Raw genomic sequence first — 19,103 nt, 5'->3', positions numbered from 1 at the left:
GCGAAAAAGGTTCCTGATTGCTATGTGCAAGGCTATCGGATGATAGCCAGTTTTTCTATGTGTTCGGATACGGAACGGCCGCCGTCCGGATTTTCCACGCGCACGCGCACCTTGTACAGGTAAATACCGGATGCAAGGAGGTTCATATCCTCGTCCCGCCCATCCCAGGTCACCTGCACGGGGCCGGCGGTCAAAACTCCGGAAGGCAGCGCCTCTTCCGTATCGATAGTACGGACCGGGCGTCCGGACAGGGCGTAAATGCGCACCTGCACGGAAGCCATGCTACCCGCCGGCTGGTTATGCTCGAACACGAACCGAGTGTGACCGCTCGTCGGATTCGGGTAGTTGTACACATTGTTCAACACCACGTCCTGCGTGGAAGCCACCACGAAATCCAGTGATTCGACATTCGAATTATTGAGTACATCCCAGGCGCGCACCGACAACGAATGCGGCCCGTCGGCCAACCCGTCCGCATAATCCCTGAACGAATATTCGACACGGCCGCTCCGGAACGAACCGGGATCGCTTTCAAAGCGGCGGCCTATATCCACGGCGGAGCGTTCGTCTCCGTCGACCACCAGCAGCATCTCGTGCCCCACGCCCGTGCCTACCGTGTTGATGCCGCTGTCGTCGCGCAGTTTTACGATGAGGCGGGGGTTCGCCGGGGTCAATCCGCCGGAAACAAACGTGGTATCGTTCAAAAAGAGGGAAATATCCGGTCCGACATGATCGTCGGGCAAGGTGGCGGCCGTCCCGCCGACCACGATCTGCTCCGTATAGCCGCCGGCATGTTCGGAGGCATTGCGCACATAGACACTCACACGACCGGGTTCGTTACTGTACGAAATATCTTTCGGCACCACAAACGTGGCGCTGAAGCGGCCCGAGGTTACCGGCACGCTACCCCGCCAGAGCAGATCCTCCCAAACCGTATAGTAGTCCCGGGGCATAGCAGTACGATCGGGTACGTTGACGCGGCGCGCTGCATCGAAAACCACAAGGTGCGCCTGCCCTTCGAATCCCGGATCCACCGCGCCCGCAGTCGTACGTACATGGCCCTCGATGGTTACTTCGTCCAGCGCCCGGAAAGCGGGCATCTCCTCAACGGGTGTTCCGTTCACCCGCTCGACCACGGCTTCGCGCGAAGGATACCCGAGACGCAACGTCGGATCGCCGAGCAAACTGAATTTGCGATTGTTCGCCTGCAAGCCCGCCCGGGTATTCTTCGTGCTCACCATGACATCACCCAATCGGCGGGGCCTTCCGTCCGGTGCGGGTTTGAACAACTCCTTGTTCAACGCCCGGTTCAGACCCACGTTCAACTCGTCGAGTCCCGTACTCGTATAGACCAGACGGACCGTCGTCATCAGCGCAATGGCGCCTCCGCGCTCGTTGAGCAGCAGCACTTCCGCAGCGCTTTGTTCTCCGGACAGATCCCACCACCCGTAAGAACAGGTCGCGGTAATGAACAGCGGCAGGCGGTCATAATTGCGCAATTCCCGTCCATCCTCAAGGGTAAAAATTCTTTCCTGGGCAAGCCCGTATTCCCCCCCGTGCCCGCTGTAATTCATGACCAGTACGCCGTCGTCCTGAATGTCCTCGTTGATGTCCCGCTCGACGCCGGGCAGGCGCCAGCCGTTGGCGAATTCCCGTTTGTAAGAGATACCGTACACCTTGCGCAGATCGATTTGCGGATACTCCTGCGCGAGCAGTTCGGCTACTACATCCGTATTCTGCGTATGCAAATCCGGAGTCCCTTCTTTCACTGCCCGGAGTTCGTTGTACGCATCGTCAGCCACAAGCAGATACTGCTTGCGCCAGGCGCCGTAGGTAGCGGGATTCTCGTAATGCTTGATCTTGGCCACCATGACGGCGGCTTCTTCCGAAGTCTGCACAGGAAACCGGCCGATGCCTATATCGACACGTTCCCGACCCGTTAAACGCGAATTGCCTGGCCATTCCCATATTCCCTCGTCCGCATCCAGCAAGCCGAAGTAATCGTCGCTGGTGTATGATTCGATCGGACTGAACGATTCTTCCGTTTCGTAGGGCGGAACCCAGTTTTCGAGGATAGACTCGTTATCCGTGCCCAGACGGCGATAATTAAAGTGCCCGTCTCCGAAGAGCAGGGCATACCGGAGCGGCTTACCCGCCTCGTTGCCCCTGTCGTACAGAAAACGCAGATAATCGCGCAACCCGCGCATGTCCGTAAGCCCCCCGGAAAACTCATTGTATATCTCGCGAATATCCGTCACCAGCACGTCGAGTCCGTCCCCGCGGCGATGTTCCGCCAACTCCTCCGCAGCGGAATGAAATTCATCGGGGGTTACAATCACGAAATCCGGATACGCGGCAAGTCCGTGCAGATTCTGCGAAGCGACACGCTGCGCATTCTCTGCACGAAGCGGCCGGGCTGCTGGCGGACGAAACACCGCCAGTTCACGCGGCGCGGATGCATCGGCCACTTGCATCTGAACGCGCCAGGCGTTCCCGACCTGCCGCACGACAAGACTGCGGACATGACCGGGCTCCGTCACGTCCCACACCAGCGGTTCTGCGGTAAACCCTTCCAGGGCAAATTCGAACGTTCCCGTTTGTCCCCCGGGCGTACTGAAATGGAGCGAGTCGCCGGTTGCCCGCAGCTGCTGCGTATAAAATACCCGCATCCAGTCCACGGAAGCCTGGGCATCGTTTTCGGCGTCTCCATCCAGGCGGATCGAAAGATTCAGGGGGTCGTTGGCGCCTGCGTCGCGCGCGAACACAGCAACACCGGGAACCGCAATGGGCGCAACCTCACCATCAAAAAGCACACTCCTCGCGGCCCGAAGAGAACCCGCCAACGCCCCATTCGATTCGAAGCGCACCGTGGCGGCGGGATTGGAGCGGATAGCCACCCGCGCCTGATAGCGAACAGCTCCCTGCACAAGTCCCGGCAGCATCAGGTTTTCGATCAGGGGCCGCGAGTCCCCGGCACGGATCGGCGTCATAACCCATGTGTGTCCGGTTCCGTTCTCCTTGCTCCACATGAACTCGTCGAAATCCACCATATACCGCCCTTCCGTCTCGGAGCGCGTTTCGAGGCCCGTATACGCAGGGAAAGGCTCTGATACAGGCAAAGCAGCATCTTCGTCCAGTATCTTGACGAAGTAATAATTCTCATTGGAAAAGGGATGAACGTAATGCTCCCATCCCTCCTCCCCGTATGTCCAGCCGTACGGCCCTTTCCCGTAGAAAACCACCGAATCCCCTGCATCGAAGCTGCCGTCGCCGCCGCCCGAGCGATAGGCGGGCTGTTCGACAAGATCCGCGAGCCGGGGCACCGAATTGAGCGCCGGTACGGGCGCCCCCCCATTGCCGTAAATAGCGACGCGGTCCGGATCGATGGCGTCCGGAGAGGGAAAATCAGACAGGGCGGCCAGAAACTCCCTGTCGATGCGGTACAAGCCCGTGGTATGCACAGGAATCTTGTAGACCACGCCGTTGGCCAGCACACTCTCCTCAATGTCGAGGTGCGGGTTGTCGTTACGGCGGGATACGGCGAAACGGGAAGCCACGCCCTGCTTGCCGGCCCCGCTTGCGTAGCGTACGGAAGCGCGCACCTGTCGATAGCGGCGGACCACCCCATCCTCGTAGACAAGCAACCGCACACCAAGATTGATGAGATGCCGCCCCTGACTTGTGCCCAACCCATCCAGCCATACTACAGGACCACTCGTTTCCTGCGCGACCAGCGTATCTCCGACGGGAAGATCCAGTTCGTCGTATGCAGACGCAAGCAACGAAAGATCGGGGACATCCTTCGACGGCAATTCGATCGTTTCCGAAACGGTCGGCAGCCCAAAAGACAACGCGCGGGCAGAAGAAATCGTAAATGCCTCGATCCCCGCCGAATCGACAAGGGCCTGCATGGAAACCGGCCAATCCACCGTAATCTCCACAACCACGCCCTCCGAAGAAGATTCCACCGTACGGATATCCACATCCTGCGCTACGGACACATTCGCCCGAACGAAGCACAGGAAAACCGCAAGGAACGCGAATCGAACACTCATGATACCTTGCTTCTCTCGCCGGATCGCTTACGCGGCAGAGAAAAACATGCTGTTACGAAATAGGAAAACGATTAAGGGAACGAGGACGAAGCAGCCGTCCGGTTTCGTAACAGTCTCAGGTCGATAGGCGAAAAGAAGTAAGGAAGCGATACGGGGGCATTATATCGAGCCGCGCCGGGTGTACCCGATTATACAAAGCAATACACCCTCGTTCGACGGGCACAAACGGCCCCCTTACCCGCACAAAACGAAACCCGCCCGGCAAGGTTCCACCTGCAGCGTATCGGCCGGTGAAGTTTCGACGAAACAGCTACAGGCCCTAAGTCCGCGAAGTTCAGCGTATCCTACAGTTCTTCGAGGGGCCGTTCCTCTGCAACAGCAATGCCCCTGGACGTACGCACGGGCGTACCCACAATCGTCACCGGGTCGTGCTCGAAAAAGAAATGCCATCCCCCCTCTACGGCATCTTCAAGAAAATTCGCCTTTTCTTTTAGGGTCACAAGCGGACGCACATCATACGCAGCAGTCCAGGCCCCCCTTGAATGGGCCGCTGTAGGCAGGAGATCCGACACAAAAACGAGCGTGCGTTCTTCGTCGGATATTTTCACCAGTTGCTGCGCCTCCGTATGTCCATCCACAACGATCGCCTCGACCCCGGGAAAAAGCGCACCCGGCCCGTCTATCAGACGCAGTTGTCCGGCACGCTCGAGCGGTTCCATATTTTCCTTCATAAATGACGCGGCTTCGCGTGCGTTCGGGTGTAACGCCCACTCCCAATGCGCGCGCTGCACGTGATACAATGCATTTTCAAAAACCGGGACCGGGCCATTCCGGCCTGTTGCGGTGCCGCCGCCGCAATGATCGAAATGCAGGTGGGTATACACGACATCCGTCACGTCCGCCGCACGGAAACCTGCCTGGTCAAGCGACCTGTGCAGCTCGGTATCGGTGTAATCCACGGAATAGATGCTGGCGAATTTCTCATTGCCCTTGGTACCGATGCCGTTGTCGATGAGAATAACGCGCCCGTCTCCCTCCAGAAGCAGGCAACGCAGGGCAAGCGTAATCCGGTTCTTGTCGTCCGGCCGGATATGGCGCTCCCATAACGCACGCGGCACCACACCAAACATGCCGCCGCCATCCAGACCGAATCGACCCGTCTCGATCGTATGCAGTTCGTAGGAACCGATGCGCGCCATCCGCCCTACCGATCGTATGCGTTCGACCTGCCGGAGGCGGAATACCCGGGGATACTCTGATCAAGGCATTGTACGACCATCATGTACCCACTCCCTCGCTCAGTTCCAGCATGCGCTCGATCGGACGGAGCGCCGCCAGGCGCACTGTCTCCTCCATATGCATCTCGGGCTCCTCGAATTGCAAGCAGAGATACACTTTCTCGATGGTATTGAGCCGCATGTGAGGACACCGGCTGCATTCGCACCCGCTTTCCGGCGGCGCCGGAATAAATGTCTTTTCGGGGCTATCCTTGCGCATCTGGTGCAGAATGCCTTCTTCCGTCGCCACGATAAAGGCATCATGCGCACTTTCCCGGGCAAAACGGCGAATGGACGTCGTAGAGCCGATATGGTCCGCATGGCGCAAGACCGGCTCCTCGCACTCGGGATGCGCCAGGACCAATGCATCCGGATGGCGCACTTTCAGACGAAGCAACTTGCGCTCGCTGAACGTTTCGTGTACGATACATGCCCCTTCCCAAAGCACCATATCGCGCCCCGTTTCCCGCACAAGGTGCCGCCCGAGGTTACGATCCGGCGCGAAAATAATCGGCTGGTCCTCCGGAATGGAGGACACGATATGTGCAGCGTTCGACGAGGTGCAAATAATGTCGCTGAGCGCTTTCACGCCCGCCGTACAGTTAATGTAGGAGACCACAAGGTGGTCGGGATGGCGCTTTTTGAACGCAGCCAGTTCGGGCGCCGGACACGAGTCCGCAAGAGAACACCCGGCGTTCAGATCCGGCAGCAACACTTTTCGTCCGGGATTCAGGATTTTCGCCGTTTCCGCCATGAAATGCACGCCGGCGAATACAATGATATCCGCGTCCGTCTCGGCGGCTCTCCGGGCGAGCCCCAGCGAGTCGCCTATATAATCGGCGATGTCCTGAATGTCCGGTTCCTGATAATAGTGCGCCAGGAGCACCGCGTTCTTTTCCTGCTTCATCCGTTCGATTTCCTCAAACAGATTCAGCATAGGATCGACGGGTGCGTCGATAAAACCGGCCTCCCTGTCCAATACCGGAATGTCCACCATAATGCACGGGAGAAATAGTGACCGTACGGTAGCGTATCTCCGCTCGCAAAAGCAGTAAGGAAATGTAACGCCGTAACGCTCTGTGCGTTCTCTGAAACGGAAACGGCGCAGAGCGCCGCTGCATAGTGTCAACAGGCCCTAATCATCAGACCCTGTCCGGAGTTTCCTGACGCAGTACGCCCTCCTCAAGCCGAAGCACCCGATCGGCGCTCGCCGCCAGTGCAGGATTGTGCGTGGCGAGCACGAACGTACACCCGAAATCGCGGCTAAGCCGAAGCATTTCCTCATGCAGATGCGCAGCGTTTTTCACATCGAGATTGCCCGACGGCTCATCAGCCAGCACCAGACCCGGCTGGTTCATAAGCGCCCGGGCCACGGCAACCCGCTGTTGTTCCCCCCCGGACAACTCGCCGGGCCGATGTTCCGCCCGATCATCCAGATGCAACATGCGGAGAAGCATGATGGCGCGGTCACGGGCCTCCGAAAGGCGCTGGTGGCGAATGAGTGCCGGCATGGCCACATTTTCGAGCGCCGTAAACTCCGGCAACAGGTGGTGAAATTGAAAAACGAACCCGATCTCCCGGTTGCGGAATGCAGCCAACTCCTCGTCTGACGCGCTGAACACCTCCTTGCCCCGGCAATACACCGAGCCGCTGTCCGGGCGGTCAAGCGCCCCGAGAAGATGTAGCAGGGTGCTCTTGCCGGTTCCGCTTTCCCCTACGATGGCCACCACTTCGCCGGAACGCGCCTCGAAATCCACGCCACGGAGCACCTGCAAGGATCGATCACCCCCCGAAGGGTAGCTCTTTCTAAGCGCGCGCACACTCAGAAGCGGCGCACCCCGGGGGGTATCCCCCATGGATTCCAGGGTATGTTCCGCCACACTCAAACTATGCTCCCTCTTCGCGTTCGATCCCGTATTTATTCATCTTGTTGTACAAATGAGACCTTTGCATCCCAATGGCTTCTGCGGTTCGGCTAATGTTCCAATCGAAATCATTCAATTTCCGCTCAAGAAACATTTTTTCCGCCGTGTCGCGAAAATCACCCCAGTCTTCCGTCCTGGCAAGCAGATCCATCAGGGGATCCCAGGAGGTTTCCCGGGAAAACGCATAGCGGTCGATATCCTCTACACGAATCTCGTCATCGGCCGTAAGCACGATGAGACGCTCTATTACGTTTTGCAGTTCGCGCACATTGCCTCGCCATTCCTGCTCCATGAGGCGCTTCATGGCCGACGCGGTAAAATGCTTTCCGGGCCGGCCGTTGCGCCGTGCGAGGTCCTCGCAAAAACGGGCAGCGATGACAGGAATATCTTCGACACGTTCCCGCAGGGTCGGAAGATGTATGGGAATCACGCTGAGCCGGTAGTACAGGTCCTCCCGAAAGGTTTCCTCCCGGATGCACGAAGCAAGGTCCTTGTTGGTGGCGCAGACGATGCGTACATCCACCGGAATGACCCGATCCCCGCCTACGCGCTGGATATTGTTTTCCTGAAGCACCCGCAGCACCTTGGCCTGGGCAGACAAACTCATGTCCCCGATCTCGTCGAGAAACAACGTACCCCCGTCCGCCTGCTCGAATTTGCCGATACGCTGCTTCACCGCGCCGGTAAAAGCCCCCTTCTCATGGCCAAAGAGTTCGCTTTCGATCAATTCGTCGGGGATCGCGGCACAGTTCACGTCTACCATCGCCCCGTCCTTTCTGGGCGACAGGTGGCGAATCCACTTTGCAACGAGTTCCTTTCCCGTACCGGGGTCGCCCGTAATGAGCACACGCGCTTCCGAAGGCGCAACGCGTTCAATCGTGTCGCGGACGGCGCAAATAGCAGGACTATCGCCAAGGATAGGGGTGAGCTCGCCCTCGTAGGCGTCTATCGCTTCCTTCATCCGGCGATTCGCTGTGGCCAGAACCCCCCGGTCCATGGCGTTGCGTACGGAAACAAGCAAGCGATTCAGGTCGGGCGGCTTTTCGATAAAATCGTACGCCCCCAGCTTGGTTGCCTTCACAGCCGTCTCTATGGCGCCGTGCCCGGAGAGCATAACAATGGGCGTCTCGGGCATTTCTTCGCGCGCCACGGCGAGGACCTCCATGCCATCCCGTTTCGGCATGTTGACATCGAGCATAACGACATCGTACCGCCCGGCGCGCAGCCGGGCAAGGGCCTCTTCCCCGTCGACGGCTTCTTCTACGCCGAACCCTTCGTACTCGAATATTTCGCGTAGCGTACGTCGAATACTCGGTTCATCGTCGACAACAAGAATAACAGGAGGCATGCGATCGGTCAGGATGACTGTTTCGCCGTTGCACGTGCAATATATACCCGGATATTTGCAGCCTGGCTGGATTCGGGATATTCCGCTTCGACTGCTTCGTACTGTTCGAGGGCATCCTCGTATTGCCCCGCCCGCTCGTAGAGCTGACCGGCATGCAGGAGATATTCCGGCGTCGTCAGTTCACTTTCGAAGTGACGTGCAGCGCGCCGGTACAAATCCCCGGCGCGGGCATATTCCTCGCGCTGCTCCCAGGCCGCCGCCTCCCCCGCAATGGCGCCCGCACCGATAAAGTCCGGCCCCTTGTCGAAATCCTCGAAGTACGAAAGCGCCCGGTCGTATTCGCCCAGATTGAAGAGTGCATCCGCTGCATAGAACCGCGCAAGATTTCCTGCAGGCGTACTACCGTACTCATCAGCAATTTCCAGCAAGCCCAGATTCTCCAGCGATCCGTCCAGTGCCTGCTGGTACGATGCTTCCTCATACAGGGGCAGGACCTGGGCCAGGAGCACCTCCGCCTCGGAGGCCTGTCGGCCCTGATAGAAAACATTCCCGACGATCACAGCAGCAATCACTGCAAGGGCAGCGGCCCCGCCGTAGACCACCTTCCTGTTGGCGTCCACGAATCGCCACGCACGCGCATAGAACGTGACAACCTTGTCCTCACGCAACTCATGTCTTCTGGAAATACTTCGGGGGGCTGGCATAGATTCGCGGGATGCGCGCAGTAAATTTCGGGAAACATTACGGGAATCCGCAGTACGGGAATCCGCAGTACGGGTATCCTGTAAAAATACGGATTGCCGCTTTTATGCGTATGTACGCACAGAGGGTCCATCATTTTCCTTCAAAAGGAGCGCCGATCCGGCAGTACGTCATTTTTAGACAAGATTTTCACCAAATCCGGGAATCTGACATGGATCGAAGCCGGTTGGGGGCCGTTTACTGCACCGCACGGCATGCGCCGGCCTAACCCATTAAACCCGCACACGCCCTTACCGGGCCTGCTTTTTCAAAAAATCGTATACAAACCTCATGGCCATCAAGCTTGGAATTAACGGTTTTGGACGCATTGGACGGCTCGTATTCCGCGCGATCCTCGAACGTCATCTTGAAGATCTTCATATCGTCGGCATCAATGACCTGACCAGTGCCGGCACCCTCGCGCACCTGCTGAAATACGATTCGGTGCATGGCCGTTTTCCCGGCGATGTGCACGTCGATGGAAACTCGCTTGTCGTGGACGGAAAGGTATTCCCGGTTTTTTCGGAGCGGGATCCCGCCCGGCTCCCGTGGGGAGACCTCGGCGCGGATGTGGTGGTGGAATCCACCGGAATTTTTCGCTCAGCAGAGCAGGCCGGCAAGCACATCGAAGCCGGCGCTTCGAAAGTGATCGTCTCGGCGCCCGCCAAGGGCGCGGTAGACGCCACGGTTGTGATCGGGGTCAACGACGACACCTTGACCGGTGAAGAAAAACTCCTGTCCAATGCCAGTTGCACCACGAACTGCCTCGCTCCGATGGTCAAGGTTCTCGATGACCGGTTTGGTGTGAAGCGCGGCTTTATCACCACGGTGCACGCCTACACGTCGGACCAGGCGCTCGTGGACGGCCCCCATTCGGACCTGCGCCGGGCACGAGCTGCAGCCCTCTCCATCGTACCCACCACGACCGGCGCCGCCAAGGCGGTGGGCCTCGTGCTGCCGCACTTGCAGGGAAAGCTGGACGGCATGGCGCTCCGCGTGCCGACGCCGGCCGGCTCCATTACGGATCTCACGGCCGAACTGGACCGGGAAGTCTCCATCGAAGAAGTCAACGCGGCGTTCCGCGAAGCCGCAGCAAACGACCTGAAGGGACTGCTCGAATACAGTGAGGAACCGCTCGTGTCGAACGATATTCTCCACAACCCGCATTCCTGCATCTTCGATGCGCCGTGCACCATGGCGAACGGCACCACCGTGAAAATCGTCGGATGGTACGACAACGAATGGGGATACTCGTGCCGGGTGGCGGAACTCGTCCAAAAAATCGCCGGCTGACCGGAAGTACAGACGCATGCGCAAACGGACCATCGAAAACATGACGGTGCGTGGGCGGCGTGTGCTGGTGCGCGTTGACTTCAACGTACCGATCGCGGATGGCGCCATCGGGGACGACACGCGCATCCGGGCCGCGTTGCCTACGATACGCACCATCCTTGCAAACGGCGGAAAGGCCATCCTGATGAGCCACCTTGGCCGCCCGAAGGGTAAGCCGGATCCTGCCTTTACACTGCGCCCCGTCGCGGACCGCCTGAAAGAATTGCTGGGGGCGCCCGTGCACTTTGCAGACCATGCCACGGGGCCGACGGACCCGGCAAGCCGGCAGGCCATCAACGTACTGAACGAAGGAGAAGTACTGGTGCTCGAAAATACCCGGTTCCATCCGGGAGAAACGAAGAATGATCCTGATCTTGCCGGGGAACTGGCTGCCTTCGCAGAGCTGTATGTAAACGATGCATTCGGCACCTGCCATCGCGCCCACGCTTCGACAGAGGGAGTAGCGCACCGGGTTAAAGAAGCAGGCATGGGGTTGCTCCTCGATAAAGAGATCGAATACCTGTCGAAGTTGCTTGATAGTCCGGAGCCGCCGTATGTGGCTGTACTGGGCGGCGCAAAGGTATCTGACAAGATCGGCGTCATCCAAAACCTGCTTGATCGGGTCGATGCGCTGCTCATCGGCGGCGCCATGAGTTACACCTTTCTGAAAGCACTGGGGCACGAAACAGGGGTTTCGAGAGTGGAAACGGATCGCCTCGACGATGCAAAAGCGCTGTACGAACAAGCCGGCGGCAAAATCAGGCTGCCGGTTGACCATGTCACGGCAGGCGCGTTCGACAACGAGGCTCCTCGACACATCGTTTCCGGCGCCATTCCCGAGGGGCAAATGGGTCTCGATATCGGCCCGGAAACGATCAGGGAATACGGTCGTGCAATCGGAGAAGCGCGCACCATCGTGTGGAATGGCCCGATGGGCGTATTTGAAATGTCGAATTTCGCCGCAGGAACGTTCGCTGTGGCCAAAGCGCTTGCCGGAGCCACTGCGCACGGCGCCCTTACGGTGGTAGGTGGAGGGGATTCAGTAGCAGCAGTCTCTCAGGCGGGGTACGAAAAGCTTGTGAGCCATGTCTCGACGGGCGGCGGCGCCATGCTGGAGTTTCTGGAAGGCAAGATCCTGCCCGGCATTGCGGCGCTGAGTGACAGATAGTTCACCGGCGCCCGGATTTCTTCGTGCATTCTTACGGTCATGATTTACGAATCCGTCGATCAGATCGACTTCGCTGTCAGCGATTGCCCGGCGATACCCCTGCAGGGGCGTGTTGTCATGGCAACGCCGGCGCACTATGATGTGCAATACGTAATCAACCCGCATATGGCCGGTCATGTGGGCAACGTGGACCGTGTCCGGGCACAGCGCCAATGGGAAACACTGCGGGATACCTACCGGGCCCTCGGCATGGAAGTACACAGCACCCAGGGCGTAGAGAAACTGTACGATATGGTTTTTGCGGCTAATGCCGCCGCAGCATTCCTGTCTCCGGACGGGAAATCGCCGGGGGTTATTATGAGTCGTATGGCCACAGCGTCCCGATACGACGAAAGCGTACACTACGAGCGCTTTTTTCGTGAACTGGGGTATGATGTGCTGCATCTCCCCGAGGGGCTTACCTTCGAAGGAGGCGCAGACGCCATCTGGCATCCCGGCAGACGTCTGATTTGGGGCGGATACGGCCAGCGCACCGACCGAGCTACCCATGATGCCATTTCGGCCATGCTGGACGTACCCGTTATTCCAATACGACTCGACGACGAAGCCTTCTACCACCTCGATACGTGTCTCTGCACGCTGGACGAACGCACGGCGCTCATCTGCCCGGCTGCACTGCGTCCCGAAGATATAGCCATGATTCACCGACTCTTCGAACGTATCATAGAAGTCCCGGAAACCGAGGGCCGCGAACGGCTGGCGTGTAATGCGCATTGCCCGGACGGGCGGCACGTGCTGCTTCAGAAAGGGTGTCCGCACACCACGCAAAAACTGCGGGATGCGGGGTTCGAACCGATCGAAATCGACATCGGAGAATTTCTTAAGGCCGGCGCGGCGGTGTATTGCATGAAGTTAACCACATGGTAAGGTGGAACCGCTCATCTCCGTGATCATCCCAGCATTGAACGAGGCTGCGGGCATCGAAAACACGTTGCGGTCCGTAAGCCGGCAGGCGCCCGAACATGAAATCATTGTCGCGGACGGCGGCTCTCTCGACAAAACGGCAGCTATTGCGAGCAGGTACGGACGAGTCGTCCAGGCGCCACGCGGACGATCCAGACAAATGAATGCGGGAGCTGCACAAGCCAGAGGGGATATCCTGCTTTTCCTGCATGCCGACACGCTCCTGCCCCCCGACGGCCTCGAAAAGGTGCGGGGTACATTATCCGATCCCGAATTGGCAGGGGGCGCCTTTCGGCTCCGATTCGACCGCAATACCCCCCTTCTTCGCTTTTACAGCTGGTTCACGTACCTGCACGCGCCACGGATCTGTTTCGGGGACCGTGGCTGTTTCGTTCGGCGTTCCGTATTCGAGGAATTGGGCGGCTATCCGGATCTCCCCATTTTTGAGGACATCGAACTCGTGCGCAAGCTCCACGAACGCGGCGGCTTCGTCTTTCTAAAGAATTATGTCACCTCTTCGGCGCGCCGTTTTCGGGAACGCGGACCCTTTCTGCAACAACTCCAAAACACCTACCTGTGGATCCGGTACGCGATCGGGGCGGACCCGAAAACCCTTGCAAGCTGGTACCCGTATGGAAAACAAAAAGCCCGTACAGGATAACCCCCGGATTTCACCAACGCCTGCCGTATCGCCCATTTTCAATACCGGAACGCATGCATGGAACACAAGCAAACCCGCAGGGTAGGGTACGAAGTGACCAGGGTTTGCGTTACGACCTGTAATTCTGCAGGATGTCCTCCATGTAGAGACGGCTCCGAACGGTGAAAACCCGAAGCGCTTTTTGTCCCGGGGTTTTCTGTAAACAGGCGTACAATCCCCTGCACTGGTCTAACGTCCCATACATTTTCGCCAAGAGGTTGGCCGCTCATGGGTTCTTCTCGGAAAAAAGAAAAAATACCTGCACAAACCGCCATTACGAGAGATCCTTTCCCGAATTCGAAAAAAATATTCGTGGAGGGAAAAATCCACGATATCAAGGTTGCGATGAGGGAGGTCGAAACCGAGGATACGATCTCTGAAAACCCCGGCGCGGAAAAATTCAGGATAACCCTTTATGACACCAGTGGCCCCTACACCGATCCTGAAGCCGATATCGACGTGCACAAAGGGCTTCCGCCGCTTCGCGCAACGTGGATAAAGGAGCGGGGGGATGTGCTGGAACTGCCCGATTTCTCCTCGGAATTCGCACGGAAAAGGCTCGAAAGAACCAACGGGATAACCTTCGGAAATACCCGGAAACCCCTTCGTGCCGCCCCTTCGCGCAATGTAACGCAGATGCACTATGCTAAAAGGGGCATCGTAACCCCTGAAATGGAGTACATAGCCATACGGGAAAATCAGAGAATCGACGAACTCAGGGAGAATTACTACGGGCAGCTTGGATCTTATCATGAAGGGATGGATTTCGGCGCGCGTATCCAGCCGTCCCGCATCACGCCCGAATTTGTACGGGAAGAAGTCGCAGCGGGGCGCGCCATAATTCCGAATAACATAAATCACCCCGAAAGCGAGCCCATGATAATAGGGCGAAACTTTCTCGTAAAAATAAATGCGAATATCGGGAATTCAGCGGTTACCTCAAGTATTGAGGAGGAAGTGGAAAAAGCGGTCTGGGCGTGTCGATGGGGAGCCGACACCATAATGGACCTGTCGACGGGGGACAATATCCATGAAACCAGAGAGTGGATCATAAGGAATTCCCCGGTTCCGATAGGAACGGTTCCCATATACCAGGCCCTTGAAAAAGTGAATGGGAAACCGGAAGAGCTTACCTGGGAGATTTACAGAGATACCCTGATCGAGCAGGCTGAGCAAGGGGTTGACTATTTCACCATACACGCAGGGATTCTTCTTCGCTACATACCGCTTACGGCCAACAGGGTGACCGGAATCGTTTCCAGGGGCGGCTCCATTATGGCGAAATGGTGTCTCGCGCACCACAGGGAAAGTTTCCTCTACACGGAGTTTGAGGAAATATGCGAGATAATGAAGGCGTATGATATAGCCTTTTCGCTGGGTGACGGCCTCCGGCCGGGTTCCATAGCCGACGCGAACGACGACGCCCAGTTCGCTGAGTTGGACACCTTGGGAGAGCTTACGAAGATAGCCTGGAAGCATGACGTTCAGGTCATGATAGAAGGTCCGGGACACATCCCTATGCAGATGATACGGGAGAACATGACGAGGCAGCTGGAGACATGCGGGGAGGCTCCGTTTTACACCCTGGGGCCGCTTACGACCGATATAGCACCCGGTTATGACCACATCACTTCCGCCATAGGGGCAGCGATGATAGGGTGGTACGGAACCGCCATGCTCTGTTACGTGACGCCAAAGGAGCACCTGGGGCTTCCCAATAAAAAAGACGTCAAGGACGGGGTCATAACCTACAAGATTGCCGCCCATGCGGCGGATCTGGCGAAGGGCCACCCCACTGCGCAACTTCGGGACAATGTACTTAGCAAGGCAAGGTTCGAATTCCGATGGAACGATCAGTTCAATCTCTCGCTGGACCCGGATACGGCCCGTGATTTTCATGACGAGACGCTGCCGGCTGAAGGGGCAAAGGTCGCGCATTTCTGTTCCATGTGCGGTCCGAAATTCTGCTCCATGAAAATCACGCAGGATATAAGAAAGTATGCCCGGGAACACGGTCTCTCCGAAACGGACGCTATTCAGAAGGGACTGGATTCCAAGGCCCGGGAATTTGCGGAAAAAGGAAAAGAGATCTATGTCGAGCAGTTGGATTAGATTTAAGGAGACCCCGCCCTCCGTTTCACCTGATTCTTTCTATCGAGTGTCATGGCCCATATCGTTCTGCGCCCGCGCTGGCAAGCCAGAGAAAACGACGTAACTTCCGAACATACGTACCGGAATCGGCGGCAATTCATCCAGGAGTTGGGTCTGGGCGCCATCGGGATGGCGGCCCTTGGCGCCATGGGATGCTCCATGACTTCGTTCGGGCCGCTGGACACCATTCCGGACAATGCACCGCGTGAAGGATATCCGGCCGCGCGCAACGAGGCATTCTCTGTCCCGGAACGGGCGGTAACCGGACGCATCTACGCCTCCTCCTACAACAATTTCTACGAATTCGACGGGGCCTCCAAGGAAATCTGGCCTCTCACGGAGCCCTATGAACCGTTTCCGATGACGATCCGGGTACGCGGGCTCGTCGAAAAACGGCTCACATTCGATGTGGCGGAGTTGATCCGCACCATGGATATCGAAGAACGCCTGTACCGCTTCCGGTGCGTCGAGGCCTGGGCCATGACGGTGCCGTGGACAGGGTTCCCGCTCAGCAAACTCATCGAACGGTGCAAACCGCTTTCCCGGGCGACTCATGTGCGCTTCGTATCGGTCAACCGCCCAAATCAAATGGAGGGCATCAGAAAGCAGCACTGGTATCCCTGGCCGTATTACGAAGCCCTGCGCATGGACGAGGCAATGAACGAATTGGCCTTTGTCGTAACCGGAATGTACGGGGAGCCCCTCCCGAAGCAGAACGGATCTCCGCTGCGACTCGCCCTTCCCTGGAAATACGGCTACAAGGGACCGAAAGCTATCGTACGTATTGAATTCACGGATAGCCAGCCGGGGACCTTCTGGAACGACCTGCAACCCCTGGAATACGGCTTCTTGTCGAACGTGAATCCGAATATTCCCCATCCGCGCTGGAGCCAGGCCACGGAAACATTGCTGGAAATCGACGAGCGTGTCCCCACGCAAATTTTCAACGGATACGACGAATGGGTATCCGCACTATACCCGGGCGAACCCCGCCAGCCCGGCAGACCCTTAGCGCGGTAACCCGGCGACTTCCGCAGGGTCTCCCCTCCTGTGCAGGTATCGATTCCAGGCGTACACGCCCCAGGAAAGGAGAATGCATCCAAAGAGGGCAATTCCGCCGTTTATACCGGCAAGACGCCATTGAGCGCGGCCGATCGCCGCGATCACCACTTCCTGCGATGGCCCTCCGGACAGAAACACGTCCAGCGAATCGCTCCCCTCGAGCGACCGCACAAACGTAATGGGAAGCGGCAACACGTGCTCGGTATACGAGCCGTCCGCTTCAGGTACCCGGAGATGAGCCGACGCCATGGTGATATCTGCCCGGTCGGTGGTGGAAAGCGCCACCACATCCGCTTTGACCACGGCGCCGGTTCGCACCGTTTCCCGGAGATTCATCGTCACTACCGCCTGATTGACCGCCAGCAAAAAGAGCAAACCGGGAAACACCCATAAAAGACGAGCCACGAGCAGGGAAGCACGATGACGCATAAGAAGGCGGTTTAGGGAGCGGTGCGAAAAGCGGTCGGCGACCGGCTATTTGAGGAATAGATACGGCTTCCATGCCTCGTGCAATATCCCGATATAATCGCGGATAAACATCACGTGACTGGGCCGGTACGGCTTACGAAACAGCGGCATAGCGGCCTCTTCGGGTTTACGATTTCCCTTTTTGTTGTTGCACGGGGTGCAGGCCGTCACAAGATTTTCCCAGGTATCCCGCCCGCCTTGGGACCGGGGCGTCACATGATCCACAGTCAATTTCTCGCGGCACCCGCAATACTGGCACCGGAATCGATCCCGTCGGAGAATGTTTTTTCTCGTAATCATGACCCGCTTGTACGGAACGCGTACGTATGTCCTGAGCCGTACAATACTGGGAAAGGGATACCGGGTCGTCGGCGACCGGACGTATCGATCCGGTACGGACTCGACGAGTTCGGCTTTTTGCAGAAAGACCAGCACTACTGCACGCTCGACGCTGCATGTCGTCAATGCGCGGTAGTCATTGTTCAGTACGAGTACGTGGCCATTCATAGCGTTATTGGACAAGTACGTCGCCGTACGAAACGATTTCGCCAATGCCATCGAAAATGAGCAGGCGATGCAAGCCGACCGGCCCGATCAGGGAAACCGGCACATGAAACAGATAGGCTCCCGGGTCGCTGGCCTGTTCTATTTCAGAAAGCGTTTGCAAGCGGTTGTCGTGCAGGTTTTTCAAACGAAGCGGGGAATACACGGCATCAAACACGGTCACGGTGACGCGGATCGTGATAAAATCCCCGATCGGCGCCGGATTCGGCATGGCCGGGTCTACCCTGATCTCCCCCACGTATACAGGCGCCGTCCGCCAATCGTCCTTGTCTTCGGATAAAATTTTTCCAGACGCATCGACGCGCGTAATGTTCTCCGGAGAACGACTTGCCTGCTCTGCAAAATCATCCTGCTCCTCCTGCGTATCGCACCCGGCAGACAGGAACATGCCCGCAAGCATCGCAATGCAAAAACCGGCAAAGCATTTTCGGGAAAACATTACCTTGCGCAAAAGGCATCGGATCACATTGGCGGAGCGATCAACGAAAACGATCAGCCACCGCTTGCACGACGGCATGCTCCCAAGGGTCCCGATTCCTTGCATATTCTGTCATAAAAATACGTGTACCCCTTCGCAGCAAGCATGCTCGCCCCATGAAAATATATACGCGCACGGGAGACCGCGGGGATACCGGCCTGTTCGGAGGTAACCGGGTATCCAAAGCACATGTACGCATCGAAGCTTATGGCGCCGTCGACGAAACGAATGCGCTGCTCGGCATGGCGCGGGCCTTCGCCTCGGAACACCCGGCCTGTGAACGTCTCGACAAACTTCTTGCAGCCCTGCAGGACGATCTTTTCGTAGCCGGAAGCGACCTTGCTACACCACTGGACAGCAAAGCCGCTGTACCACGCCTGGCAACCACGCACATAGAGCGGCTCGAACAGGAAATAGACTGCCTGGAAGAAGACCTCCCGCCTCTGGATAATTTCATTCTTCCCGGAGGCGTATCGATCGCATCCATACTCCATGTCGCGCGAACGACCTGTCGCCGGGCCGAACGGCGGGTCGTTGCAGCCGCAGAAAGCGAACCGCTCAATGAAGCCGCCTTGGCCTACCTGAATCGGCTATCTGATTACTTGTTCGTGCTGGCGCGATGGGCAAATAGCACGGCAGGAGGAAAGGAACACCTGTGGAAACCGAAATAATGCTGCTGGCGGTTGCGAAACCGCAGGAAATGCCGTACGTTGATAGAATACGCTGCTTCTCGGAATTCCGTATTTCGTCGATATTCGGCAGTTCCGAACAATACATCCGGCATGCGGCCTCCCACCCGCCCAAAAGGGCCCCCAAAAAGTTTTATACCGCCTAAGCGTGGGGGTGTATAAGGGAATTTAAAGAAAGACGT

General features: G+C 57.7%; 16 protein-coding genes. 7 read left to right on the top strand and 9 right to left on the bottom strand.

Annotated features, from left to right (window positions below; genetic code table 11):
* Window positions 1-32: 32 nt before the first annotated feature.
* The 6 genes from porU to F4Y00_00935 form a co-directional block, all read right to left on the bottom strand.
* Window positions 33-4,055, bottom strand: a complete 4,023-nt coding sequence (gene porU, locus F4Y00_00960; GenBank protein ID MYE03536.1) for a type IX secretion system sortase PorU — start codon at window positions 4,053-4,055, stop codon at window positions 33-35.
* Between the two features lie 344 nt (window positions 4,056-4,399).
* On the bottom strand, window positions 4,400-5,254 hold the full coding sequence (locus tag F4Y00_00955; GenBank protein ID MYE03535.1) for an MBL fold metallo-hydrolase: 855 nt from the start codon (window positions 5,252-5,254) through the stop codon (window positions 4,400-4,402).
* Window positions 5,255-5,333: 79 nt separating this feature from the next.
* Window positions 5,334-6,329: a quinolinate synthase NadA gene (gene nadA, locus F4Y00_00950; GenBank protein ID MYE03534.1), complete on the bottom strand. Its 996-nt coding sequence runs from the start codon at window positions 6,327-6,329 to the stop codon at window positions 5,334-5,336.
* A 145-nt stretch (window positions 6,330-6,474) separates the two neighbouring features.
* Window positions 6,475-7,188, bottom strand: coding sequence for an ABC transporter ATP-binding protein (locus tag F4Y00_00945; protein MYE03533.1), 714 nt, complete (start codon window positions 7,186-7,188; stop codon window positions 6,475-6,477).
* Between the two features lie 31 nt (window positions 7,189-7,219).
* The gene (locus F4Y00_00940) at window positions 7,220-8,605 is read right to left on the bottom strand and encodes a sigma-54-dependent Fis family transcriptional regulator (GenBank protein ID MYE03532.1); all 1,386 of its coding nucleotides are present in this window, start codon (window positions 8,603-8,605) and stop codon (window positions 7,220-7,222) included.
* 8 nt (window positions 8,606-8,613) lie between these two features.
* A complete protein-coding gene (locus F4Y00_00935; protein ID MYE03531.1) occupies window positions 8,614-9,309 on the bottom strand; it encodes a tetratricopeptide repeat protein in 696 nt (231 codons plus the stop codon).
* Window positions 9,310-9,637: 328 nt separating this feature from the next.
* On the opposite strand from F4Y00_00935, the gene gap reads away from it, so the two are divergent.
* The 6 genes from gap to msrP all read left to right on the top strand — a co-directional run bounded on the left by gap (window position 9,638) and on the right by msrP (window position 16,680).
* The gene (gene gap, locus F4Y00_00930; protein MYE03530.1) at window positions 9,638-10,639 is read left to right on the top strand and encodes a type I glyceraldehyde-3-phosphate dehydrogenase; all 1,002 of its coding nucleotides are present in this window, start codon (window positions 9,638-9,640) and stop codon (window positions 10,637-10,639) included.
* Between the two features lie 16 nt (window positions 10,640-10,655).
* A complete protein-coding gene (locus F4Y00_00925) occupies window positions 10,656-11,846 on the top strand; it encodes a phosphoglycerate kinase (GenBank protein MYE03529.1) in 1,191 nt (396 codons plus the stop codon).
* Between the two features lie 39 nt (window positions 11,847-11,885).
* Window positions 11,886-12,773 carry an amidinotransferase gene (locus F4Y00_00920; GenBank protein MYE03528.1) on the top strand — a complete coding sequence of 296 codons (888 nt, stop codon included), beginning with the start codon at window positions 11,886-11,888 and terminating at the stop codon, window positions 12,771-12,773.
* 1 nt (window position 12,774) lies between these two features.
* Entirely contained in the window at window positions 12,775-13,470 is a 696-nt protein-coding gene (locus tag F4Y00_00915) for a glycosyltransferase (protein MYE03527.1), read from the top strand.
* A 267-nt stretch (window positions 13,471-13,737) separates the two neighbouring features.
* The gene (gene thiC, locus F4Y00_00910; GenBank protein ID MYE03526.1) at window positions 13,738-15,621 is read left to right on the top strand and encodes a phosphomethylpyrimidine synthase ThiC; all 1,884 of its coding nucleotides are present in this window, start codon (window positions 13,738-13,740) and stop codon (window positions 15,619-15,621) included.
* 51 nt (window positions 15,622-15,672) lie between these two features.
* On the top strand, window positions 15,673-16,680 hold the full coding sequence (msrP, locus tag F4Y00_00905; GenBank protein ID MYE03525.1) for a protein-methionine-sulfoxide reductase catalytic subunit MsrP: 1,008 nt from the start codon (window positions 15,673-15,675) through the stop codon (window positions 16,678-16,680).
* Here the strand turns inward: msrP and F4Y00_00900 are convergent.
* Genes F4Y00_00900 through F4Y00_00890 form a run of 3 tightly spaced genes read right to left on the bottom strand, consistent with a single transcriptional unit; the run spans window position 16,669 to window position 18,142 of the window.
* Complete coding sequence (locus F4Y00_00900) at window positions 16,669-17,151, bottom strand: hypothetical protein (protein ID MYE03524.1); 483 nt, start codon at window positions 17,149-17,151, stop codon at window positions 16,669-16,671. The genes msrP and F4Y00_00900 overlap by 12 nt on opposite strands.
* 45 nt (window positions 17,152-17,196) lie before the next feature.
* Complete coding sequence (locus F4Y00_00895) at window positions 17,197-17,697, bottom strand: HNH endonuclease (protein MYE03523.1); 501 nt, start codon at window positions 17,695-17,697, stop codon at window positions 17,197-17,199.
* 4 nt (window positions 17,698-17,701) lie between these two features.
* A complete protein-coding gene (locus F4Y00_00890) occupies window positions 17,702-18,142 on the bottom strand; it encodes a hypothetical protein (protein ID MYE03522.1) in 441 nt (146 codons plus the stop codon).
* 206 nt (window positions 18,143-18,348) lie between these two features.
* Between F4Y00_00890 and F4Y00_00885 the strand changes: the two genes are divergently transcribed.
* Window positions 18,349-18,903: a cob(I)yrinic acid a,c-diamide adenosyltransferase gene (locus F4Y00_00885; protein MYE03521.1), complete on the top strand. Its 555-nt coding sequence runs from the start codon at window positions 18,349-18,351 to the stop codon at window positions 18,901-18,903.
* The last annotated feature ends 200 nt before the right edge of the window (window positions 18,904-19,103 follow it).

The organism is Bacteroidetes bacterium SB0662_bin_6 (genome assembly GCA_009839485.1).
Lineage (GTDB): Bacteria > Bacteroidota > Rhodothermia > Rhodothermales > VXPQ01 > VXPQ01.
Note: the sequence above shows the minus strand (reverse complement) of the source record. Positions and strands in the feature narration are given on the sequence as shown.